Annotated in this window: 10 protein-coding genes; 6 read left to right on the forward strand and 4 right to left on the reverse strand. The window is 45.3% G+C overall.

The annotated features are described in order from the left end of the window. Positions 1-122: 122 nt before the first annotated feature. On the reverse strand, positions 123-9,119 hold the full coding sequence (locus QUA78_RS27990) for a CHAT domain-containing protein (RefSeq protein ID WP_333399141.1): 8,997 nt from the start codon (positions 9,117-9,119) through the stop codon (positions 123-125). Positions 9,120-10,184: 1,065 nt separating this feature from the next. Between QUA78_RS27990 and QUA78_RS27995 the strand changes: the two genes are divergently transcribed. The 3 genes from QUA78_RS27995 (at position 10,185) to atpC (ending at position 13,245) form a co-directional block, all read left to right on the forward strand. Beyond that, on the forward strand, positions 10,185-11,090 hold the full coding sequence (locus QUA78_RS27995) for a PEP-CTERM sorting domain-containing protein (protein WP_333303730.1): 906 nt from the start codon (positions 10,185-10,187) through the stop codon (positions 11,088-11,090). Between the two features lie 126 nt (positions 11,091-11,216). Then, entirely contained in the window at positions 11,217-12,674 is a 1,458-nt protein-coding gene (atpD, locus tag QUA78_RS28000; RefSeq protein ID WP_332983824.1) for a F0F1 ATP synthase subunit beta, read from the forward strand. 163 nt (positions 12,675-12,837) lie between these two features. Beyond that, entirely contained in the window at positions 12,838-13,245 is a 408-nt protein-coding gene (gene atpC / locus QUA78_RS28005) for an ATP synthase F1 subunit epsilon (RefSeq protein ID WP_333303729.1), read from the forward strand. Positions 13,246-13,335: 90 nt separating this feature from the next. Here atpC and QUA78_RS28010 read toward each other — a convergent pair whose 3' ends face one another. After that, the gene (locus QUA78_RS28010) at positions 13,336-13,635 is read right to left on the reverse strand and encodes a DUF7734 family protein (RefSeq protein WP_333303728.1); all 300 of its coding nucleotides are present in this window, start codon (positions 13,633-13,635) and stop codon (positions 13,336-13,338) included. A gap of 281 nt (positions 13,636-13,916) precedes the next feature. On the opposite strand from QUA78_RS28010, the gene QUA78_RS28015 reads away from it, so the two are divergent. From QUA78_RS28015 to QUA78_RS28025, 3 genes are all read left to right on the forward strand, one after another. Further along, entirely contained in the window at positions 13,917-14,885 is a 969-nt protein-coding gene (locus QUA78_RS28015) for an aliphatic sulfonate ABC transporter substrate-binding protein (RefSeq protein WP_333303727.1), read from the forward strand. 117 nt (positions 14,886-15,002) lie between these two features. Continuing rightward, the gene (locus QUA78_RS28020; RefSeq protein WP_333303726.1) at positions 15,003-18,278 is read left to right on the forward strand and encodes a response regulator; all 3,276 of its coding nucleotides are present in this window, start codon (positions 15,003-15,005) and stop codon (positions 18,276-18,278) included. 227 nt (positions 18,279-18,505) lie between these two features. Continuing rightward, positions 18,506-21,901 carry an ATP-binding protein gene (locus tag QUA78_RS28025; protein ID WP_333303725.1) on the forward strand — a complete coding sequence of 1,132 codons (3,396 nt, stop codon included), beginning with the start codon at positions 18,506-18,508 and terminating at the stop codon, positions 21,899-21,901. Positions 21,902-21,949: 48 nt separating this feature from the next. Here the strand turns inward: QUA78_RS28025 and QUA78_RS28030 are convergent, their stop codons facing one another. Both QUA78_RS28030 and QUA78_RS28035 read right to left on the reverse strand, forming a co-directional pair. Beyond that, positions 21,950-22,222: a peptidoglycan-binding domain-containing protein gene (locus QUA78_RS28030; RefSeq protein ID WP_333303724.1), complete on the reverse strand. Its 273-nt coding sequence runs from the start codon at positions 22,220-22,222 to the stop codon at positions 21,950-21,952. Between the two features lie 217 nt (positions 22,223-22,439). Beyond that, positions 22,440-22,610, reverse strand: coding sequence for a peptidoglycan-binding domain-containing protein (locus QUA78_RS28035; protein WP_333399142.1), 171 nt, complete (start codon positions 22,608-22,610; stop codon positions 22,440-22,442). Positions 22,611-22,756 lie beyond the last annotated feature (146 nt).

Genomic DNA, 22,756 nt, shown 5'->3' on the forward strand with positions numbered 1-22,756 from the left:
TATCATTATTATTCCATAATATTTCTATCCCAAGAGGTATTGACAAAATCTACTCCCTTCTAACTTGTTACCAATGACCTAGAATGGTTAATTTTACCCAACACGAGCTAAAGTATGGCAGCTTACCAAGGACTTCCAATTAGAGTGAAACTGCTCCAGTAGTAAGGATGAGAAAAATCTTGGTTTTCTTGTTGTAGGTTAGTCGGTAAATTCAAGTTGCCCGCTGTTGTAACTAACTGCCCGTTTTCGAGCCGAACTTTACGAGCAATCATCGCCTGTTGAGCAAGTTGCAGAGTTTCTGCCTTAGTTGTGGCTCCTCGCAACTGGTGGTAAAATTCGCTCATCAGCCCCAAAGTGGCTCCATCGTCAACATACCACAAACTCCCTAAAGCAGATTTTGCGCCGGATTTTACTGCTAAACCTCCAAAACCTAACTCTGCTTCCCCATCGCCCAAAGCAGTTCTACAAGCACTTAATACTAACAAGTCTACTTGCGGATTGCGCCAATTTAAACTCTCCATTCGATCGAGCAGCAATTGGGAATTCCACAGTTGAATGTATGAATTGCTCGGTTTTCCCGGTTTGAATTCAGCGTGAGTTGCTAGGTGAACGATCCGAAATCCTCCCTTGGCGTGTTCCGAGTTGAGATTATCTATAGTGAAAGTGGAATTGAGGAAAGATGGCCCGCGCCACTGAGCCGAAATCGCCTGCAATTCGATCGGCACACTGGGCAAGGGCTGTTGGTCAACAAATTCTGACCGCCCCATTGCTAGCACTGTGGCGTCTCTAACTGCTTTATAATCGCTATTAGTCAAGCTGAAACTCGGAATTAGACTAAAACTGTATTTTTCAATCAAGAAGCCTTTACCGTCGTGCAAAGCGGCAAAGGGCAGGCTCCGCAATCCCGGATCGACTGACAGTAATAAAGTCTGAATTCCTAAGTTTTGTAAGTCTTTTTCTAGGGGTGCGATCGCCCATTTATATAGTTGCTGGGCGGCGGCTAGATAAGTGCTAGTAGCGCGTTTTGCGGGATTTGTGATTTCATCGCGGAACTCCTTGACTGTGGGGAAAAGAGCTGCTCTGTTGGCTTCGGGAACGCTGTAGTGAATCGGCCGCCCCACGGGAGGAACTAAAATTAGTTCCAGTCGATCTTCTCGCGAGACTATGTAGATAATACCAGACCGCTTGCCGGTTTGCTGTTCGATATTTTTTAAAGTTTCTTGGAAGGTCGCAATCATGACTTTTTGGTCTGGGAGGTTGGCTTTTACCCCCAGGTATTCTCCAAATTCTTGATTCCTGATTTCTTCGATTCCCCAGAGTGTTTCCTGTATGTCGTTACCTTCAAAAAGTCGATCGGGAGGCGGAACATATCCCAGAACTAAATTAGAAGTAGGGTTGACTGTTTGCGGTTGTTTTGATCCTGGTGAGGGTGGTTCTACGATGCCGGGGGGTAATTTACTGGTGATACTTCGATCGATGGTTAAAACTCGATTTGCTACACCGCCAGGATTCTCTAGCGGTGGAATTCTGCGACCTTGAAAGTCTTCTGAATCAACGGTTGAGGATTCTGGTTTCGATGCGGATGGGGCTGCTGCTGTGGGCGATCCTGGTGTTGTCACAGGTGCGATCGGCTTTAAGGACTCTTGTACAGATTCTAGGGCTGACGTTACCTGCTGATTTTCCTGCTGAATTGTCGCCTGATTGAGAACCGTTACCTGCTGATTTTCCTGCTGAATTGTCGGCTGATTGATGACCGTTACTTGCTGATTTTCCTGCTGAATTGTCGGCTGATTGATGACCGTTACTTGCTGATTTTCCTGCTGAATTGTTTCCGTTACCTGCTGATTTGTTCCCGTTGTCAGCGGAATTGTCGGCGGAATTGTTGGCGGAACCGTTGGCGGAATTGTTGGCGGAACCGTTGGCGGAACCGTTGGCGGAACCGTTGGCGGAATTGTTGGCGGAATTGTTGGCGGAACCGTTGGCGGAATTGTTGGCGGAACCGTTGGCGGAATTGTTGGCGGAACGGTTTCCGTTGTTGGCGGAATTGTTGGCGGAATTGTTGGCGGAACGGTTTCCGTTGTTGGCGGAATTGTTGGCGGAATTGTTGGCGGAACCGTTGGCGGAACGGTTTCCGTTGTTGGCGGAATTGTTGGCGGAATTGTTGGCGGAATTGTTGGCGGAATTGTTGGCGGAATTGTTGGCGGAATTGTTGGCGGAACCGTTGGCGTCGGGTCGATCGCGTCATCAGTTGAAAATGCAATATTACCAACACTACTAGAACGAGGAAACGACTGCGATGTAATGCTAGATTGTCCCGTTGTAATTGCACCCGCCGTACCGTTGCTAGCAGCATCCCCCACCACAAACGGTTGAATCGGCGTCCCTCCATCTCCCCCAGCGTGTGTAATTGCGATATTTCCGCTACCTGTGCCGCCAGCAGTAGAAATGCTAGCAAATCCCGTCGGGGAAAGTGGGGTTGAAAAAGCACCCGTAGCGCGGAAAAAATTGCCTGTTATTGCTGTGACATCGCCGCCGGTGCCGCCAGTGCCGCCTTGGGCATTGATAAACTCTACTTGAATATCGCCGATCGGATCTAAGAACACATTACCGGCATTTCCGACTATACCGCTAGAGTTAATTTGTCCCGCCGTAATTGAAGTTATCGCCTTAACAGTTATGTTGCCGCCACTGTTTCCCGATGTATTCAAATTACCGGCTGTGAAATTGTTACCGCTTGTAAATATAATTTCTCCGCCATTAGTAGTAATATTTTTAACGATTATATCGCCCTTGGCAGTAATATCGACTTTGCCTGCGGTGACATCTCCCGATAAATTGACTTTTTCCGTGTTTGGTGCTGTCAATTGTTGCGCGTTAATTGTCGAGTTTCCTGTCACATTGCCAGCATTGTCGATCGCAAGATTTCCTAACTTGCTCGTGGCCCCCACCGCACCGTTGAAAGTGATGCTGCCGCTACCGGAGGCTAGAGTTAAGTTGCGGGCCGCATCAATACTGTCGATCGCACCCAAAGCAATATTTCCCCCTGCGGTACTAAATACCGCATCCTTTGTCAAAACCAAAGCATTGCTAATATTAATGTTGCCGTTATTCGTCGTAACATTACCGCCTAATTTAGTAGTTAAAGCCGTAACATTAAAACCAGAATTGCTTTTAATATTGCCGATAAATTCCGCATTCGATGCAGTAACGTTCAAAACAGATAATGGCGTTGTTTCACCGATATTTCCTTGCAGCAGCACATTACCATTCGCGGCATCTAAGCCCAACAAATGACCGCCGTCGATCGCCCCTTTTATATTAATGCTACCAACGCTGCTTTTGATTTCAACCTGGTTTCCCAGTTGAATGTTGCCAGTCAAATCTATATTATTAGTTGTATTGATGCCATAGTTCAAATTAATTGTTGAACCTTGGAGAGCAACACTGCTGTTGTCAAGTCCGGTGATAGTTCCATCAAGTGCGATCGTACCAGTTCCCCCTTGGATATTTACGGGATCTAAAAATGTAAGATTATAGGGAACACTAATATTGGCACTGCTATCCGATCGCCCGATCGCGATCGAGCTAAATCCATTTTGAATTAAACTAATTTCCGATGCAGTCAAATCTAAAGCGCTAGTATTGTTATCAGTTCCGCCAACAACAATATTTTGTCCGGCTGTTGCGGGTTGCAGCGTTAACGCGCCAGTACCAGAAACATTCCCGGAAAAATCAATTTCACCTGCCGTTAAATTCAGCGGGTTACTACCTGCCGATAAACTCGAACCGAAAGCAATAGTTGCATCTCCGAGTGTAAAATTTACAGGAGCTTTTAATGTCACAGGCCCGCTAAAAGTAATGTTATCATTAGTTGTGGCGATATTTCCGCTAACCGCAACAGTTCCCCCGCCATTTTGAATAAATGCACCGTCTAAATTCAAGTTTTTCTCAATATTCAGATTTACCTGATTGGCAATTGTGAGCGTGCCGTCATTGGTGGTTGTTACAGTTCCTTTGAGATTAACATTATCAGCCGCAATACCGAGATTGCCAGCTACGTCAACTGTCTTGTTGAAAGTAATGTCGCTGCCTGAAAGAACCGAGTTTTTGGCAACAGTGACAGAATCGGCATAAGTTTGACTGCCTGTTGTAGTAACATTGCCGCCTAAAGAAATCTTGCTGTTGGCAGTTAAATTTGTGAGAGGAGTTGTTTCGCCGATCGCACTTGTGAAGGTAATATTACCGCTAGCCGCCTTCACAGTCAAATCGCTGCTGCCGTTAACAGTATCGTTGAAAGTAATGTCGCTGCCGGAGAGAATCGGATTGTTGGCAATTGTCACTGCATCTCCGTAGGTTTGAGGTCCAGTGGTTGTCACATTGCCATTTAGTTCAGTTTTGCCGCCAATATCTGTAGTCAAACTCGCGGCATTGACTGTTTGATTAAATGCAGTTGTGCTTGTAGAGTTAGCTGTTAAATTGCCGATCGCACTTGCACCACCAACTGCACCGTTGAATGTCACATTACCGCTAATCGCCTTCGCCGTCAAATCGCTGGTGCCGTCTACAGTATTATTGAAAGTAATGTCGCTGCCGGAGAGAATCGGATTGTTGGCAATTGTCACTGCATCTCCGTAGGTTTGAGCGCCAGTTGTAGTGACATTGCCATTTAGTTCAGTTTTGCCGCCAACATTAGTGGTGAAACTGGTAGCCGCGGCAGCATTAAATGTAGTTGTACCAGCACTATTGACGGTGAGATTTCCTAATACTGTCGCGTCGCCGATCGAACCTTTAACTTCAATTTTTCCAGTACCTGTTTCTAAGGTGAGATTGCCGCTCCCGTTAATGTTATTATTAAACAGAATATTGCCACCAGCCAAATTGCCAGTTCCCAATAAGACGTTATTTCCAACTATGGCATTGCCATTAATTGTGATATCTTGAGATTGGGTGGTAATATTGCCATTTAAGTTATTAGTTGTAGCATTGAGAGTAATTGAAGCATTATCAGTTCCCGAAATAGATTGATTGGGATTGACTAAAATAGTGCCTTGAGTATTGAAAGTCACAGGATCTGCAAAAGATACTGGCAAATTCTCTACAGTAAGATTGCCTGTAGTAGTGTTACCTCCGAAAACAATGGCACTAAAGCCATTACGCAATGAGGATAAAAACGGTGCTCCTATATCGATAGCCTGCGGATCGAAAGCAAGTCCAGCCTGGAAGCGAATTCCGAAATCCGGCGAAAACGGCTGAATTGAAAAACTCCCTTTACCCTGCGCGGAACCTGCTCCCGAAAAGCCAATCTCATTGCCGCTAATGCTAATATTTCCAGTACCGGGCAATCCATTAGCATCAATGCTATTTATCCCAACTTCATTGGGAGTTGCGATCGCAATATCTCCACCGGCACCGGAACTAGAACTAGAATTAACTACTCCTGAGTATGCAAAAATGTTGCCTGTTTTGCCGGTGAGTGTGATGTTTCCGCCATTGCCAGCAGTGGAACTGGAGTTAAGATTACTAGCATTAATATTGTTGGCACTTAGTGTAATTTGCCCACCATTTCCGGTACTGGATGTGGTATCAATTGCCCCTGCAGTCGTATCAATATCGCCATTAGTGCTGGTAAGGGCGATCGCCCGTCCGGGATTTCTCATGCTACCAACGGTAATATTGCCTGTAGTTTTAATCGAAAAATCGATCGGATTCTTAACATCGAAAGAATTGATTGTTGTCAGGGAACGCAAACCTGTAGTCTCCCCAATTGGCCCGTTGACCTTAATAACGCCTGTTCCCGCAGTCAAAACTAGGTTGCCATCGCCGTCAACCGTTCCCCCAAAATTAATGTCGCCTGCATCCGTTAACCCAGTATCGAGGGTGACATTAGAACCCGTAGCGAGAGTGACTTGCTTACCAAAGGTAATATTCTGTTCGTTGGTGATAATTTTTGAATTATTTAAGAAGTTAGTGGTTGGAGCATTAAAGGTAATGGAAGCGTTGTTTTTACCTGTAATGTCTCCATCGACTGCAATTGTGCCACTGGTGGGAGCTTGAATTGTGACCGGGTAATTAAAAGTAACACCAGCGGGGTCAATTGCGATCGCCCCCGTCCCATCCGTCCGCCCAATCGCCATTTGGGAAAACCCTTTTAATGTGTCGAGTTCCGCCTGAATCAGATTCAAAGGAGGAACGTCAGGGTTATTCTGAGTACCGCCTATCAGAACACCTAAACTCGGCGTCAGCGGCTGCAAAGTAATAGTACCCTTGCCATTGACTTGAGTCGTCCCTAACAGTTGAATTTCATCGCCCGTCAAAGTGACAGTGCCGCCCAAAGCCGCATCAATCACACCGCCGGCGAGGTTAATTGGAATGGAATTGTTGTTAGCACTTCCCGTGAGGCTAATATTACCCGTTCCCGTAGCTTGCACCGTTATCGGCGGTATGCTGGTGTTTAAGTTAATGCCGTAGCTGCTAAATGCTGTCCCTACAGCGGTACCGGTTAAAACAATATCTCCATTCTCCGATCGTACCGTGCCTGAGTTGAGCCAGATCCCGGAATTAGTACCTGTCCCTGCACTGCCCGTACCCGTCAACGTCACCTTTCCCAAGCCTGCGGTTTGGATTGTAGCACCACTATCTACATATATGCCCTCATTGGTAGTCCCAGCCCCACCGCCTGTACCAGTCAGACTAACATTTCCAGAGAGCGAACTCACTTTGCCCGCCCCAAGTGATATCCCTTGATTGCCATCATTCCCATTGCCGCCAACACCGCTCAGAGTCACATTCCCGGTGCCTGTGGACTCCACCACCCCTGAACTCGAAATGCCCGTGTTGTTGTCCGCGCTCCCCTTACCTGTTCCAGTCAGGGCGATATCTCCATTCTGCGATTTTACCGTGCTGGGATTATCAATAGTTATCCCTTGATTGCTGTCAGTCCCATTTCCCCCCGTCCCGGTGATGGTGACAGTCCCGTTCCCGGGCGTTGACTCGACTATAGAGTTGTTTATTCTAACGCCGGTGTTTTGGGTTAAAGTTCCAGCACCGTTACCAGTCAGGTTTATATTTCCCCCAGCCCGTACTGTACTGCCGTCAATAGATATCCCTGGATTATTAAATGTCCCGTTTCCGCCAGTACCGTTGAGAGTAATAGTCCCTGTCCCCGCCGATTCTACTGTACTGGTAATAATGTTAATCCCCTTGTTGTCGCTTCCAGTTCCATTACCGCCAATACCGTTGAGAGTAATACTTCCAGTCCCAGCCGTCGTGATTCCGCTGTTAGAAAGAGAAATGCCGTTATTGTTGCTGACTCCAGCGACTCCTTGACCTCTAAGAGAAATATTTCCAGTGCCGGCATTGAGCGTGGAACCTGTGAGAGAAACTCCGCGGGGATTTGCCACTGTCCCTACTGCTGGGGAATTTGACGGGTTGGTGCTGCCTCCTAAAATGATGTTGCCGCCGTTGGAGTTGATGATAGCATTGGTAATGGCGATCGCCCCTGCACCACTGCCATCTACATCTGCATTCAGGGTGATACTGCCGCCGTTAGCGGTGATATTTTTGTTAACAAGTATGCTGTTATTAGCATTCAGAGTCAGGGAATTACTATTAGTCCAAGATACCGGAGCGTTGACTGTAATATCACCTTCATTCCCAGGAACTGGTCCAGGCGCAGTGGAAATAGTCACATTGGCCGAAGCAAGCTGTGTTTCCAGCGTCCCATTATTAATTGTAGAAGTAGCACCCGAGGGCGTAAATACTCCCCCTGCTGAAAAACTGTTGCCTACAGTATCCGCACCTGTACTAATAGTGATATCAGTAGGATCTAATAATAAGGTGCCAGAAATCCCAAAAGCAGATCGCAAATCCACCAACCCTTGAAAATCCAGCGATTGCTTTCCCGACACTTCCACGAAGCCGCCATTCCCAGAAAACAAGCCACCCCGGGCCGTAATATTGCCGTTAAAGCGAGTAGTTTCATCAGCCCAAACTATAACTCGCCCGCCATTCCCATTACTAACAGCATCAGCATTAATCGTCGAGTCGCTGCTAACAAAAGTCCGCAAAGCATTGGGCACCGTACCCAAACCCTGATAATCTCCCCCAATCAGTACATTACCGCCGCCGTTAACCCCAGAAGCATCGATCTTGCCCGCAATAACTCCTACTTTGTCGCCTAAAATATTTACAGTACCGCCAGTGTTGCCAGAGACATTGAGAGTGCCGGATGCGATCGCAGTTCCCGCAGTTACCGGCACAGCAACATTCCCCGTCAACACAACTTCGCCATTGGGATTTACCGTCAAACCCGTTGCCTGCGCCACACCTTTTCCAGTCAGCAACTCCGGCAAAGATAACACTGGCTGCGTCCAATTGTTCGGCAGCGAGCTTTGAGTTGCTGTCGGCTGAATATCCAAGCTCAATAAATTTCCAGCTTGACTGATTCGCACCAAATTGTTACCCGGTACGGCGCTGATGAGAATATTGCCGCTAGGCGCACTTAGCTGACCCGTATTGACAACCGTACCTCCGACCAAAGTTAAACTTTGACCTGGTGTCACCGTCAGATTGCCTGCATTAACAATGCTTCCCCCTTGCAAAGTTGTAAATGCAAAACTGTTCGGCGTCCCAATTAATGTTGCCCAGTTGTTGTTGCCGATCGCACTAAACCACTGATTGTTCCCAAAACCAATCCCTGTAGCCGTAGTAGCATTAAAGGATCCAGGCACGTTGAGACTGGCATTCGGCCCAAATATCATGCCGGCAGGATTCATCAAAAATAAATTGGAATTGCCCCCCGTAACTTGAATTAAGCCATTGATTAAAGAAGGATTACCCCCAGTAATCCTTCCCAAAATATTTTGAATATTCGGATTTGTCAGAAAGTTAGCCGTTTGAGCCTCGCTGAGCCCAAACTGAGTAAAACTGTGAAAAAGATTAGCCCCATCTCCGCTGAAAGACCCCCCGGAAATGTCGTAGCGGTTGCCGCTAGGAGTAACAACTGTGTTAGTGCCGTCTGGTGCGGGGGTGATGGGTTGCGCGTTTGCCGAACCCGCCGCTGCACTCAGCCAGCTAACAATGAATAACCATCCGAGCAAATGTAGTCTGTTGGCTGTCATTGTGTTTAAAGATTGTGCTTAAAGTGCGATCGTATTTATCTATCCTATTTTTACTCCTAAAAACTCCTCATGTCAATAGAATAACTCTCTTTTTTATTACTGAATAATTTGGAGGGGAATCTGAAGGAAATGTATGTGTTTATAAGTAGGTAAGGGCAAAAAACCATAGTATCTTTTAGGGGGGAAAGCGTGAGGATCGCGAGATACCAGCGAGTAAAGAAATGTTCTCACCCGCCCTCCCCATGTAATGTTTATTTGTAACCACCTATTTAGGGGTTTTCAGTTAAGTGAAGTACAGATATCGGGTATGGACACGGTAATGCTTTGTCCATAATGTATTCAGGCACGGGGCGAGCAATGAAACTTGGTTTCTTGTTTCCACTTTCACTACTTCCATGAAGCAATTACCTTAAGAAACGGGGTTTATGCGTCCGGGACTGTTGGCGAAAATCTGAGGCGGAACGCGAGGGTTAAGGGTTTAAAAAACTCCGAATATTAGTCAAAATTACGTAAGTATCGATCGCCTGTTCTCCCGCTTGCTTCCAGTAGCAAAAAACTCGCTCAAATCTCTACTCGCGCCCGCTGCACTCTTATGCTCCTCAAAGCGAGCAGCTTGCAGCCCGCTTTGAGGAGCATAAGACCGAACAGCCGAATTCCTCTCAGAAACTTTATAAGTTTTAGATGATCTTTACCAAAACTTTACAAAGCTGGAGTAGAATTTTTATGTATTTTTGATGAAAGCCAATATTGGCACGTCTTGCACTCAACTTTAGACCGTTACCGAAACGAAGTAAATGTAGTAGGTTGGAAGTCTAGGCAGGATGAAAATCTTGCTGTTACAGATTAAACTGTGGCAATCTGGTGTCAGTGAAAACTCTTAGAAGAAGCACTCATTTACTCCAAAACACACTTAAGTGATATCGGTCTGTAGATTCACTCGTGTGGAGTCTCTTCTGTAGGTTTGACGATCGTCCTAAATATCGCAGGCTCGCGATCGTCTATTCGCATCACGGCAACATGGGATTTCCCGTTTTACTATCTAACAATACTGGAGGAATCAGGGTTATGACTACCTTAACGCTAGTCAAAAAAACATCTTTTACAGTCGCCAGCTTGGCAACCACAATCTTGCTCAGCATCTGCACGCCCGTCCGAGCTTTCATGTTTGGCACGAGTGGCATCCAGTTCGATCGAGATACCAATATAAACTTTACCTTCGACCAATCTCACGGCGGTTACCAGTCGAGCTTGTGGGTAGCCCAAGCTGACTCAGGAAACACTGGCTACAGCAACATCGCCAGACTGTTTTACGAGACTCAACCCTCAGATAACGGCGGCGCCAATGACTGGCAGGGAACCTTCGGCAACGCAGTCACCTCCGACAACGGCTCCAGCACTCAAACCTTCACATTTTTGCAGGATCAAATTTATGCCCTGCTGCTGTGGAGCGACAGCGGCACGGGCCAACCATTCGAGCAGTACGTCTCGTCGAGCACTTTCATGAACAGCCCCAACTGGTGGGCCGCCACCAGCCAGTTCCAGAGAAATGACTGTCTGGTGGCGGGCTGTCAGCAAGCCGTATTGGGCGACTTTAATCTCGACTACAACTCCACCGACTCATTTACCAACATCAACGGCGGTAATGGCCCTGGGCAATATTCATCGCTCACAATGGCGCAACTGGCTCAGGGCATAAAAATCTCCTTCGACGATGCCGGAGGAAACGACGCTGATTTCCAAGACTTCACCGTGTTGGCTGAGTCAGCCCCCGAAACAATGACCCAACAGGCTCAGCGCACAAAAATCTCCTTCGACGATGCCAAAAAAGGAAACGACGCTGATTTCCAAGACTTCAGCGTGTCGGCGGAGTTAGCCCCCGAACCAGTCACAGTGTTCGGGACTGTGCTGGGGATCGGGGCTTTGGCGGCAGCTCGCAGGAAAAACAAGCGAGGGCAGCAACCAGAAAAATGACTCTTAATCAGCCCCATTCAAATCTAAATAGTGCGTCTGTTCAGTGGTACTCTGAGGAATAGCATTTCTAAATGTTAAGAGTTTTTCCAATATCGGAAAAATAGCATCCTAACAAAGGCACTATTCATGGTATCCACCGCAACAAAAACGAACGTAGGCTACATCACCCAAATCATTGGGCCGGTTGTAGACGTAAAATTCCCAGGCGGCAAACTGCCCCAAATCTATAACGCTCTCACGATTTCCGGCAAAAACGAAGCAGGTCAAGACGTTTCCGTTACCTGCGAAGTTCAGCAACTGCTCGGAGACAGCCAAGTGCGTGCAGTTTCCATGAGTACCACCGACGGCTTGGTGCGCGGCATGGAAGTAGTAGATACCGGGGAATCGATCCAAGTTCCCGTCGGAATCCCAACTCTCGGCCGCATTTTTAACGTCATCGGCCAACCCGTAGACAACCTCGGCCCGGTCAATACTTCCGAAAGTATGCCCATCCACCGCAACCCGCCGGCTTTCACCGAACTGGAAACCAAGCCTTCGGTGTTTGAAACCGGGATCAAGGTGATCGACCTGCTGGCCCCCTACCGTCGCGGCGGCAAAATCGGTTTGTTCGGCGGCGCAGGCGTCGGCAAAACCGTGATTATGATGGAACTCGTGAACAACATCGCCAAGGCTCACGGCGGCGTGTCCGTGTTCGGCGGTGTGGGCGAGCGCACCCGCGAAGGTAATGACCTCTACAAAGAAATGATCGAGTCGGGGGTTATTAACGAAGAAGACCGCAGCAAGTCAAAAATTGCCTTGGTTTACGGTCAAATGAACGAGCCGCCTGGTGCTCGGATGCGCGTGGGTCTGTCGGCTCTGGCGATGGCCGAATACTTCCGCGATGTCAGCAAGCAAGACGTGCTGCTGTTCATTGACAATATCTTCCGGTTCGTGCAAGCGGGTTCTGAGGTATCGGCTCTGTTGGGTCGGATGCCTTCGGCTGTGGGATATCAGCCGACTCTCGGTACGGATATGGGCGACTTGCAAGAACGGATTACTTCGACTACCGAAGGTTCGATTACTTCAGTTCAAGCTGTGTACGTACCTGCGGATGACTTGACTGACCCCGCGCCGGCTACGACTTTTGCTCACTTGGACGCTACAACTGTGTTGTCTCGCGGTTTGGCTTCCAAGGGTATTTATCCGGCTGTCGATCCGCTGGATTCTACGTCTACAATGTTGCAAGTTAGCGTTGTCGGCGAAGAGCACTATGGTGTTGCTCGTCAGGTGCAGTCTACTCTGCAACGCTATAAGGAATTGCAAGACATTATTGCAATTTTGGGTTTGGACGAGCTGTCGGAAGATGACCGCTTGACCGTTTCTCGCGCTCGCAAAATTGAACGGTTCTTGTCTCAACCGTTCTTTGTGGCCGAAGTGTTCACCGGTTCCCCCGGCAAATACGTCAAGCTGGCAGACACCATTAAGGGCTTCCAGATGATTTTGGCTGGCGAACTTGACGAATTACCGGAACAAGCTTTCTATTTGGTGGGCGATATCAACGAGGCGATCGCCAAAGCTGAAAAAATGAAAGCTGACGCCAAGTAATTTTAGTCATTAGTCATTAGTCATTAGTCATTGGTCATTAGTTGTTAACAGTTAAAAGTTAACAGTTAACAACTAAGTGACTGATGATGGCCGACGGCTGACTAATGACTAATGACTAATGACTGCTGACTGCTGACTAATGACTAATGACTAAGGACAATTTATGACATTAACTGTGCGCGTAGTGGCCCCAGACAAAACTGTTTGGGATTCTAATGCTGAAGAAGTAATTCTGCCAAGCACCACAGGCCAACTGGGTATCTTGAGCGGTCACGCTCCAATGTTGACGGCTTTGGATACCGGAGTGATGCGCGTCCGTCCCGGCAAGGAATGGCTGTCTATTGCTCTGATGGGTGGCTTTGCAGAAATCCAAGAAAACAAAGTTACTATTCTTGTCAACGGCGCTGAAAAAGGCGAAACCATTGATAAAGAAGCTGCTCGTACTGCTTACACCGAAGCAGAAGCTCGTTTGGAAAAGGCTGCTAGCGGCACTTTGCAAGAGCAAATTCAAGCTAAACAAGCAATCAAACGCGCGAGAGCTCGTTTCCAAGCTGCAGGCGGCACGCTCTAGGTCTAAGGGTAGGAACACGGCTGGCTTTTGTAGGGACACAACATTGTTGTGTCCCTGCTGTTTTCCTCGCGTTGTGTCCCTACTGTTTTGCTAAACTCCCGCCTCCGACAAGAGAGATTGCATTGTTTCCCAAGATAACCCCTGCTGAAGATAGCGGGGGTTATTTGGATTGTAGGGACTCTCCAGCCGATCGACACTGACAATTTTTGCTTCCTCCGGCAAAACAGGAACCTCTGGATCGCTCGCGGTCGATCGCGTCAGAGAGCTAGAAAAGCCTTTAAAAATAGCAATTTCATCGAATTCGCCGTCAATTTGGGCCTTGACGATTAAAACTTCGTGCGATCGTTTTACCGTGTATTGTTCCAAGCGGCGAGCAATAGAGTCAGCCATAGCAAATCTCACTTTCCTGAAATCTGCTATAATATAGCTTAATTTTGTAGCTAATTTCAGGGACAGACAGCTAAATTTTTATTTTTAATTAAGACCTTTTTTAACAGCAGGAAGTAAGCGGACATAATATAAATACTGTAAAAAAAGTCTGGAATATTTTCGTCATACAAAACCTACTTGTACGATATTTTATGAAGCCCATAAAAACTAGGTTTCAATTATCATATTTCAGTCAAAATATTATTAAACGACGTTTTGTTAGGGGATATACGCTGCTATTTATGCTCGTTTTTTGCTTGAGTTTAGCTCTGGGAAGTTGCAACTCACAGCTAATAAATAACTCTACAGCAAAAACCCAAAATGCACCATCAAATTTAACAAAAGTTGTAAGAATCGGCCATCAGCGTTTCGGAGCGCTCTTTTATCTCAAAGCTAAAGGCTCTTTGGAAACCCGTTTAGCAGAAATTGGATGGTCTGTAGAATGGACGGAATTTGCCGCAGGGCCGCCAATTTTAGAAGCAATAGGAAAAGGAAAAATCGATCTGGGTTATGCCGGAGTTGCGCCGCCAATTTTTGCCCAATCAGAGGGCGTACCTTTTGTTTATATTGCTAATGATTCAGCTTTACCTGGAAGCATTGGCATCATAGTTCCTCAAGATTCTCCAATTCGGACTCTAGGGGATCTCAAAGGCAAGAAAATAGCAACAACTCAGAAAACCGCAGGTCACTATTTGTTAATTCGGGCGTTAACTCAAGGTGGTTTGCAGTTAAAAGATGCCCAATTGGTCGATTTGCCTCCGCCAAAAGCTCAGGAAGCATTTGTGAGAGGCGAGGTTGATGCTTGGGCTATCTGGCAGCCGTTTTTAGCTCAGTTACAGGAAACTATGCCTGTTCATTTCTTGACTAACAGCGATGGGCTGATGAATGATAGAAACTTCTATTTGGCAAGTCGCTCTTTTGCTAGCGACTTTCCCGATGTTGTTAAAATAGTGATGGGAGAAACGCGACAGATGGCTACTTGGATAACTAAGAATCCCGAGCCAGCAGCGGAATTTATCAGCGCTCAAACGGGAATGAAAATAACCACAGCTATCATGTTAACGAAAAGCCGCCGCTACGATTTGTTGCCAATTCAAGACAGCGCAGTTGAAGAACAGCAGCGCATTGCTGAAATTTTCTTTCGGTTGGGACTGCTTCCCGATCGCATTTGGATTGAAGATGTTATCTGGAAACAAAAATTAGATCTATAAAACCATAAATTAGGCAAAGGTAACAAGAAATCAACGATCGCGATTCCGCAAGTCTTAAAAATGTGAAATTGGGTGTATCCTATACAGTGAGTTCAAACTGTTAACTGGCAGAATCAAATGTCATCAATTGCCAATCAACTGCGTTACGGTTTTGTCTCGATTGTTGTGGCAAGCGTATTGATGGCGGGAAGTACCTTAGCTTACCTCAGCTTTCGGGGACAAATAGAACAGACAAAACAGCTTCAGTACGAGCGATCGCAAGCTGCTGCCGTCCAAATTAGCGCTGATCTGGATAACTTGCAGCGCCAACTGAATTATTTATCAGAATTGCGCGGTTTAACAGAATTTAATCCTGAAACTCAGCGCAGCATTCTCGAAGGATTGGTTAACAGCAACAGCGCCTACGAAGTGGTCGGGATTTTTAACAGTAAAGGTCAAGTCGTACAGGCGATGTCGCCTTACGAATCCTTCTCAATCTCTAGCTTGAATTTAGCAGGTATTTCAGCAGAAACACCTGTATTTTGGGAGACTTTTGGGCAAACTCAAAATTATGTTAGTCCAGTCGATGTAGATCTAAAAACAGCGGTTAATGTTGTTAACTTAGCAGTGCCTGTTCGCGACAATAATAATCAAATTGCCGGAGTATTATTTGCCAGAGTAAGTCTAAACTTTTTAACTCAAATTGCCGCCCGATCGCAAGTTGGAAAAACTGGATACAGCTACGTTCTCGATCACCGCTCTGTACTGATTTCGGAAACCGGAAGCAAGATTAATCCGTATTTACTGCAAGATTTGAGAGGGCGATCCTTTGTGGGAGAGTTATCCAAATTAGCTTTAGCTTCGGGGATTCAATCTCCGATCGTTTATCGAGGCTTGCGCGGGGAAGAAGTAATGGGCACGGGTGCGATCGTGCGGAGGGTGCAGTGGATGGTGGTTGTAGAGCTACCTACAGCGGAAGCTTATGCTCCGGTGCGTAAGCTCATATACGTCATGGGTGCAGTTACCCTCGCCAGCGCCCTCGTCGCCGTGGGCTTGGGAGTGGCTTTTGCTCGATCGATTACAAATCCTTTGAAATCCCTAACATCTGCAGCTACTAAAATGAGTAGCGGAATGTTTGAAACTCGGGTAAATATTGCGGCATCTAACGAACTCGGAAAATTAGCTAATGCTTTCAACAGCATGGCCGGTCAATTGGAAGTATCTTTCACAAAATTAGAGCATCAAAATGCCCAATTGCAGCGACTTGACAAACTCAAAGACGAATTTTTAGCCAACACTTCTCACGAACTCCGCACCCCGCTTAACGGCATTATCGGTTTAACTGAATCTTTGATCGACGGTGCTACAGGACAATTGCCAGAACAGACTATTTCCAATCTGGAAATTATTGCATCTAGCGGCAGAAGACTGTCCAATCTCATCAACGACATTCTAGATTTCTCGAAGCTGAGACACAAAAATATTGAACTGCAAATCAAGCCTGTCGGCATCCGAGAAATTGTCGAAATCGTGGTGACTCTTTCTCAACCTCTAATTGGTACAAAAAATTTGCAGTTAATTAATTCAGTCACTCCCGACATTCCCCTCGTGGATGCAGATGAAAATCGCGTGCAACAAGTTCTTTATAACCTAATCGGAAATGCGATTAAATTTACAGAAAGCGGCCGAGTTGAAATTTCCGCGAATGCGATCAGCTTGGAATCACCGAAGTTGGGCGACAAAGAAAGTTCCGTAACAAGCCAGCTTCAATCTTTAATTCTCAGGTCAAAACTGCAAATTACGGTATCCGATACTGGTATTGGCATTGCTGAAGATAAATTAGAAAGAATTTTTAAATCTTTTGAACAAGCAGACGGTTCCACTGCTAGAGAATACGGAGGAACAGGGTTAGGTTTGGCAGTTACAAAGAAGTTAGTCGAGCTACACGGCGGCGAAATTCAGGTATCTTCAAAAGTAGGTATTGGTTCGCAGTTTACCTTTAGTTTGCCAATCTCTCAAAATCAGTATGTCGATTGCAAGTATTTTCCAGAAACGGTTCGGCCGTCTTTAGTTTCAAGAACCAACGATCGCAAGTTAATAACTAATGCAACTGTCGCACCAAGTTTGAATAATAACAGTTTGCTCGATGATAAAGAAGGCCAAGCAAACAGTCGGGTGAAAATCTTGATTGTCGATGACGAAGCTGTGAATATTCAGGTATTGGCTAACAATTTACTTCTCGAAAAATATGTGCTCGCCAAAGCTAGCAGCGGTAAAGAAGCTTTAGCCCTTCTAGACAGAGGCTACAAGCCCGATCTAATCTTGCTAGATCTGATGATGCCGCGGATGACAGGTTACGAAGTTTGCGAGAAAATCCGGGAGAAATTCACCGCTATAGAAGTGCCAATTGTGCTGCTAACCGCCAAAAATCAAGTCTCTGACTTGGTGCAAGGTTTCAATGCAGGAGCAAATGATTTTTTAACTAAACCGTTTGTCAAAAATGAATTGCTAGCCAGAATCAAAACTCACATCCGTCTGGCAAAAATCAATGCAGCTTACGGTAGATTTGTCCCCCACGACTTTCTGCGATTTTTGGGACACGAAAGTATTGTTGATGTCCGACTAGGCGATCAGATTCAGAAAGAAATGACAGTTTTATTTTCTGACATTCGCTCCTTTACGACTATCTCAGAAGCGATGACTCCCCAAGAAAACTTTAATTTTATTAACAGCTACCTCAGCCGAGTGAGTCCGGTAATTCGTGCTCACCAAGGTTTCATCGATAAATATATTGGCGATGCGATTATGGCGCTATTTCCTGAGTCTGCCGATGATGCTGTTCGCGCGGCGGTGGAAATGCAAAAACAAGTTATGGTTTACAACCAGCACCGACAAATCAGCAATTACGCACCGATTACGATCGGCATCGGTTTGCACGCGGGTAGTTTAATGTTGGGTACGATTGGCGAGCAAGAAAGGATGGAAAGTACAGTGATTGCTGATGCGGTGAATCTCGCGTCTCGTTTGGAAGGATTGACGAAGGTTTACGGGGCGGGAATTCTAGTTAGTGACTCAATTTTAGAGCGTTTGGGCGATCGAGAAAAATATATGTGCCGATTTGTCGATCGAGTCACAGTAAAAGGAAAAAAATCTGCCGTTTCGGTGTTTGAAATTTATGATGCAGAAACAGAACAAAGCATTGAACTAAAACAGGAAACTGCTACTGAATTTCAAAGGGGTCTGGAGTTTTATTTCGATCAAAAATTTAGTAAAGCGCAAAAAATATTCAAGAATATTTGCGAAAGAAATCCTCAAGATAAGTTAGCAGCAATTTACTGTCAGCGCTCTCTGAAGAATCGAATGTATGGAGTCCCAGAAGGATGGTCGGGGATAGAAGCTTTGGATGAAAAGTAGGAATACGGCAATGCCGTGTCCGGCGCGGGGAGTAGGACAGGGCATTCCCGTGTCTCTACGGTTCCCTTTGACTTTTAATAATTTGCTATAAGATTGAGGATTGTAGAAACGATATCATGTCATGCTTGCGTAAGTTTTGTTTAAGTACAAAATGGTTTATAATACTTACCAGAGGTAAGTTTTCGCTCCGAGTATTAACTGTATTTTTGTAGTTAAAAATTAATGGTATGTCAACTCTTGATCTCAAGCGCTTAGTTGCCAAACTGTCAGTCAAAGCGACGCTGCAAACTGTACTCATAGTTCCGTTTGTCTTGCAAGTATTTGCAGCGGTGGGTATTGTGGGCTATTTATCATTTAGGAACTCTCAAAGAGCAGTAAATGACCTTGCAGATCAGTTGATGGGGGAGGTAAGCAATCGCATCGAGCAAAATTTGAGAACTTATCTGCAAACTCCGCACCAAATCAATCAAAGCAAGCTGGATGCAGTGAAACTGGGTTTTTTGAACATGAAAGACTTGTCAGCTTGGGAAAAGTATCTGTGGCGGCAAGTGCAATTATATCCTTATATCAATTTTACATCGATCGCTAATCAAGATGGAGAATATCGCACTGGCGAAAAGATGTCTAACGGCACTTTATTGATTAACGCATCGGGTCAATCTAGAGGTTTTGATTTTTATTCTTACAATACTAATGATACGGGCGATCGCACGACAGTAGCAGCCTACGTCAAAAACTTCGACATCCGACAGCATCCTTCTTACAGCTATGCGGCTCTAGAAGCCAAACCAACTTGGAGTTCAGTTTATGTATCCTTACTAGAACCCACATTGATTCTCAGCGCACTGCAACCAGTTTACAACAGCCAGAAACAGCTAGAAGGAGTATTAATTGCTGCTTTGCGTCTCGACAGTATCGGTCAATTTTTAAACAGCCTCAAAATAGGCAAATCTGGTCAAACTTTTATTATCGAAAGAAACGGCACGCTGCTGGCAACTTCCACACCCGAAAAACCTTTCCGCACCCAAAACGGTCAAAAAGAACTGTTTAAAGTTACAGAAAGCAGCGATGCAGTAACGCAAACTACAGCTAAATATTTAGAAAGTCACTTTCAAAACTTCCACCAAATTACGAAATCGCAGCAAATCCATTTTGAGATAAACGGGAAGCAGCAATTTTTAAAAGTCCTGCCCTTCCAAGACGGCAAGGGTTTAGATTTACTAATTGTCGTCGTCGTTCCCGAAGCCGACTTTATGGAACAAATTCATGCCGGCAACCAAACTACAGTTTTGCTATGTCTGGCAGCGTTGGGGATGGCAACTGTGCTAGGAATTCTCACTTCTCGCTGGATTATCAAACCTCTTATAAAATTAAAAAATGCAGCAATAGCTTTGTCTGAAGGGCAATTTGACCAAACTGTAAAGCTCGATCGCTCCGACGAGTTGGGCGTACTTGCCGCTGCTTTTAACAGCATGGCAGCACAACTGCAAGCATCTTTTACTGCCTTAGAAACTAAAAATATCGAATTGCAGCGCCTGGACAAACTGAAAGACGAATTCTTAGCCAATACTTCCCACGAACTTCGCACTCCCCTCAACGGCATTATTGGGATTGCAGAATCTTTAATAGACGGTGCTACCGGACAACTGTCAGAACCCACAAATTTTAACTTAGTTTTGATTTCATCGTCTGGAAAAAGATTGTCTTCTTTAATTAACGATATTCTGGACTTTTCTCAGCTAAAATACAAAACGATAGAACTGCAAATTAAATCCGTCGGTATTCGAGAAATAGTCTCTGTAATTCTTAGTTTGTCTCAGCCATTAGTAGGCAAAAAAAACTTGCAGTTGATTAACTCAGTGGCTCCTGAATTGCCGCCAATAGCAGCCGACGAGAATCGCTTGCAGCAAATACTTTACAACTTAATCGGCAATGCGATTAAATTTACCGAAAGCGGCCGAGTTGAAATTTCAGCAGAATTAGTAGCGGGCAACGCACAATCACCGTCTAATTCCCAATTAGCCATTACTGTATCCGACACCGGCATTGGCATACCCGAAGATAAATTAGAGCGAATTTTTGAATCCTTTGAACAAGCTGACGGTTCCACTGCTAGAGAATATGGCGGCACGGGTTTAGGGTTAACTGTTGCCAAGCAATTAGTGGAATTGCACGGAGGTAAAATTTGGGTATCTTCAACTGTAGGGGTTGGTTCCCAATTCATCTTTACTTTGCCTGTATCTGAAACTCAGCCGGAATTTAGCAGCAGACAGCCGCATTTAACCGAGGGTTCTCGCATTTTAATCACTCCTGAATTCGCCCGCCAATCATCTATAATAAATTCTCAGGTACCAGACAATAGCGACTTGCTAGAAAGTGAAAAATTAAAAATTTTGGTAGTTGATGATGAGCCGATTAATATTCATGTCATCATCAACAGTCTTTCTATAGAAAACTACGATATCACTCAAGCGAGCAACGGCTTAGAAGCTTTAAATTTAATTAAATCAGGATTTAAGCCAGACTTAATTTTACTCGACGTAATGATGCCCCAAATGACTGGTTATGAAGTGTGTCGAGAAGTTCGCAAAAAATACTCGCCTTTAGAAATGCCGATTCTGATGCTGACGGCTAAAAATCAAACTACTGACTTGGTAGAAGCTTTTAACTTAGAAGCAAATGATTATGTAACTAAACCTTTTATCAAAAAGGAATTATTGGCGAGAATTAACACGCAAATTCGCCTAGCCAAACTGAATGCAGCCTACGGCAGGTTTGTACCGCACGATTTTCTAAACTTGCTGGAAAAGCCGAGTATTATTGAAGTAAAATTAGGCGAAAATCAGGAAAGAGATATGACAGTGCTGTTTGCGGATATTCGCTCGTTTACGGCGCTTTCGGAAAATATGACACCGCCTGAAAATTTTGCATTTATTAACACTTACTTGGGAAGGGTTAGCCCTGCAATCAGGAAAAATAACTGGTTTATTGACAAATACATTGGGGATGCAGTAATGGCACTGTTTCCTACATCTCCATCTGATGGCGTGGGAGCAGCAATTGATATGCAAAAAGAAGTGAATATTTACAACAAGCAGCGAGAAAAAAATGGTTTGTGTCCGATCGCGATCGGCGTCGGTTTGCACGCGGGCAATTTGATGTTGGGTACAATTGGCGAGCGAGAACGAATGGAAAGTACCGTGATTGCTGATGCGGTGAATCTCGCCTCTCGTTTGGAAGGATTGACTAAGGTTTACGGCTCGGGAATTCTAGTTAGCGGTGCAATTATCGATCGCCTGGACGAGCCAGAAAAATATAAGTACAGATTTGTCGATCGAGTAACGGTCAAAGGAAAGACAAATCCTGTGTCGGTGTTTGAAATTTACAATACAGAAACAGAGCAGAGCATTGTACTCAAGCAGCAAACTGCGGAGGTTTTTCAAGAAGCTCTCAATTTTTACTACCAGCAAAAATTTGTTGCCGCCCAAAAAGTATTTGAGAATATTTTACAAATCAATCCTGACGATCGGGTAGCAATGCTGTATTTCAAACGCTCTCGCAAGTATCGGATGTACGGAGCGCCGGATGGGTGGTCTGGGGTGGAAACTTCGACGGAGAAATAGGGCGCGCACTGCACGCCCTACTCTCTTTAAAAGATGCTTGCACAAACTTTAAAATATAGTTGTACAAACGCCGAATTTATTCCAAGTTTTGGGACCGACAATGCCATCAGCAAGAATCTGTTGTTGCTTTTGAAAATTTATGACTGCTTGTTGGGTTTTCGCGCCGAATCCTCCATCAGTATTTACAGAAAATCCGCTGGCGTTCAAGAGCCGCTGGAGGTAACGGACATCCTCATTTTGGGTGACGGCATCGTTGCGTTTGAGTAGGGGAAAATAACGGCAGGAAGGTAATTCAATGCGAATTGCGTTTGTGGTTTGCATGGTTTGATTCTCCATTGGTTGTTTGCAAGTTGTTTAAAAGCAGAGAAGCGCGGAAATGATGTTAATAGTCCTGGATACACTCTTGACTGGCAGAAAGGGGGTTTCGGCTTCGCTCAACCACCAGGTTTTTTAGCGTTTCTGGGGGAGGAAAGGAAGTATTTCTGTGAAAAAACCCAGTTTCTTGCTACCCGTGCGCCTAGGATTAGTTAACTTGGATTTAACATCCGGGTTCACCTGTATAACAAGCGCCTAATAGACTCCAAGTTTGAGGGCCGACAATGCCATCAACAGCAATCTTATTTTGCTTTTGAAATTTGATGACTGCTTGTTCGGTTTTTAGGCCGAAGAATCCATCAGTTGCGACGGGATATCCCTTTTTAACCCACATTCCGCAGATATTCACGCAGATTTAATTTCAAAGAAATTCAGAATTGCCAAAACCTCAAATGATTGCATAGCAATCATTTGAGGTTTTTTTAAGGTATAATAATTTGTGCCAGTATAGCAACCTTCAAAACTATGAAAAAGCCCTCT

This window comes from Microcoleus sp. K4-B3, from assembly GCF_036704615.1.
Taxonomy (GTDB): Bacteria; Cyanobacteriota; Cyanobacteriia; order Cyanobacteriales; family Microcoleaceae; genus Microcoleus.

Bases quoted from the DNA above. Each gene is read 5' to 3' on its own strand.
- QUA78_RS28010 (WP_333303728.1), bottom strand. From the start codon at position 13,635: ATGGCTGACTCTATTGCTCGCCGCTTGGAACAATACACGGTAAAACGA.
- QUA78_RS27995 (WP_333303730.1), top strand. From the start codon at position 10,185: ATGACTACCTTAACGCTAGTCAAAAAAACATCTTTTACAGTCGCCAGC.
- atpD (WP_332983824.1), top strand. From the start codon at position 11,217: ATGGTATCCACCGCAACAAAAACGAACGTAGGCTACATCACCCAAATC.
- QUA78_RS28015 (WP_333303727.1), top strand. From the start codon at position 13,917: ATGCTCGTTTTTTGCTTGAGTTTAGCTCTGGGAAGTTGCAACTCACAG.
- QUA78_RS28035 (WP_333399142.1), bottom strand. From the start codon at position 22,610: ATGTGGGTTAAAAAGGGATATCCCGTCGCAACTGATGGATTCTTCGGC.
- QUA78_RS28030 (WP_333303724.1), bottom strand. From the start codon at position 22,222: ATGCAAACCACAAACGCAATTCGCATTGAATTACCTTCCTGCCGTTAT.
- QUA78_RS27990 (WP_333399141.1), bottom strand. From the start codon at position 9,119: ATGACAGCCAACAGACTACATTTGCTCGGATGGTTATTCATTGTTAGC.
- QUA78_RS28020 (WP_333303726.1), top strand. From the start codon at position 15,003: ATGTCATCAATTGCCAATCAACTGCGTTACGGTTTTGTCTCGATTGTT.
- atpC (WP_333303729.1), top strand. From the start codon at position 12,838: ATGACATTAACTGTGCGCGTAGTGGCCCCAGACAAAACTGTTTGGGAT.
- QUA78_RS28025 (WP_333303725.1), top strand. From the start codon at position 18,506: ATGTCAACTCTTGATCTCAAGCGCTTAGTTGCCAAACTGTCAGTCAAA.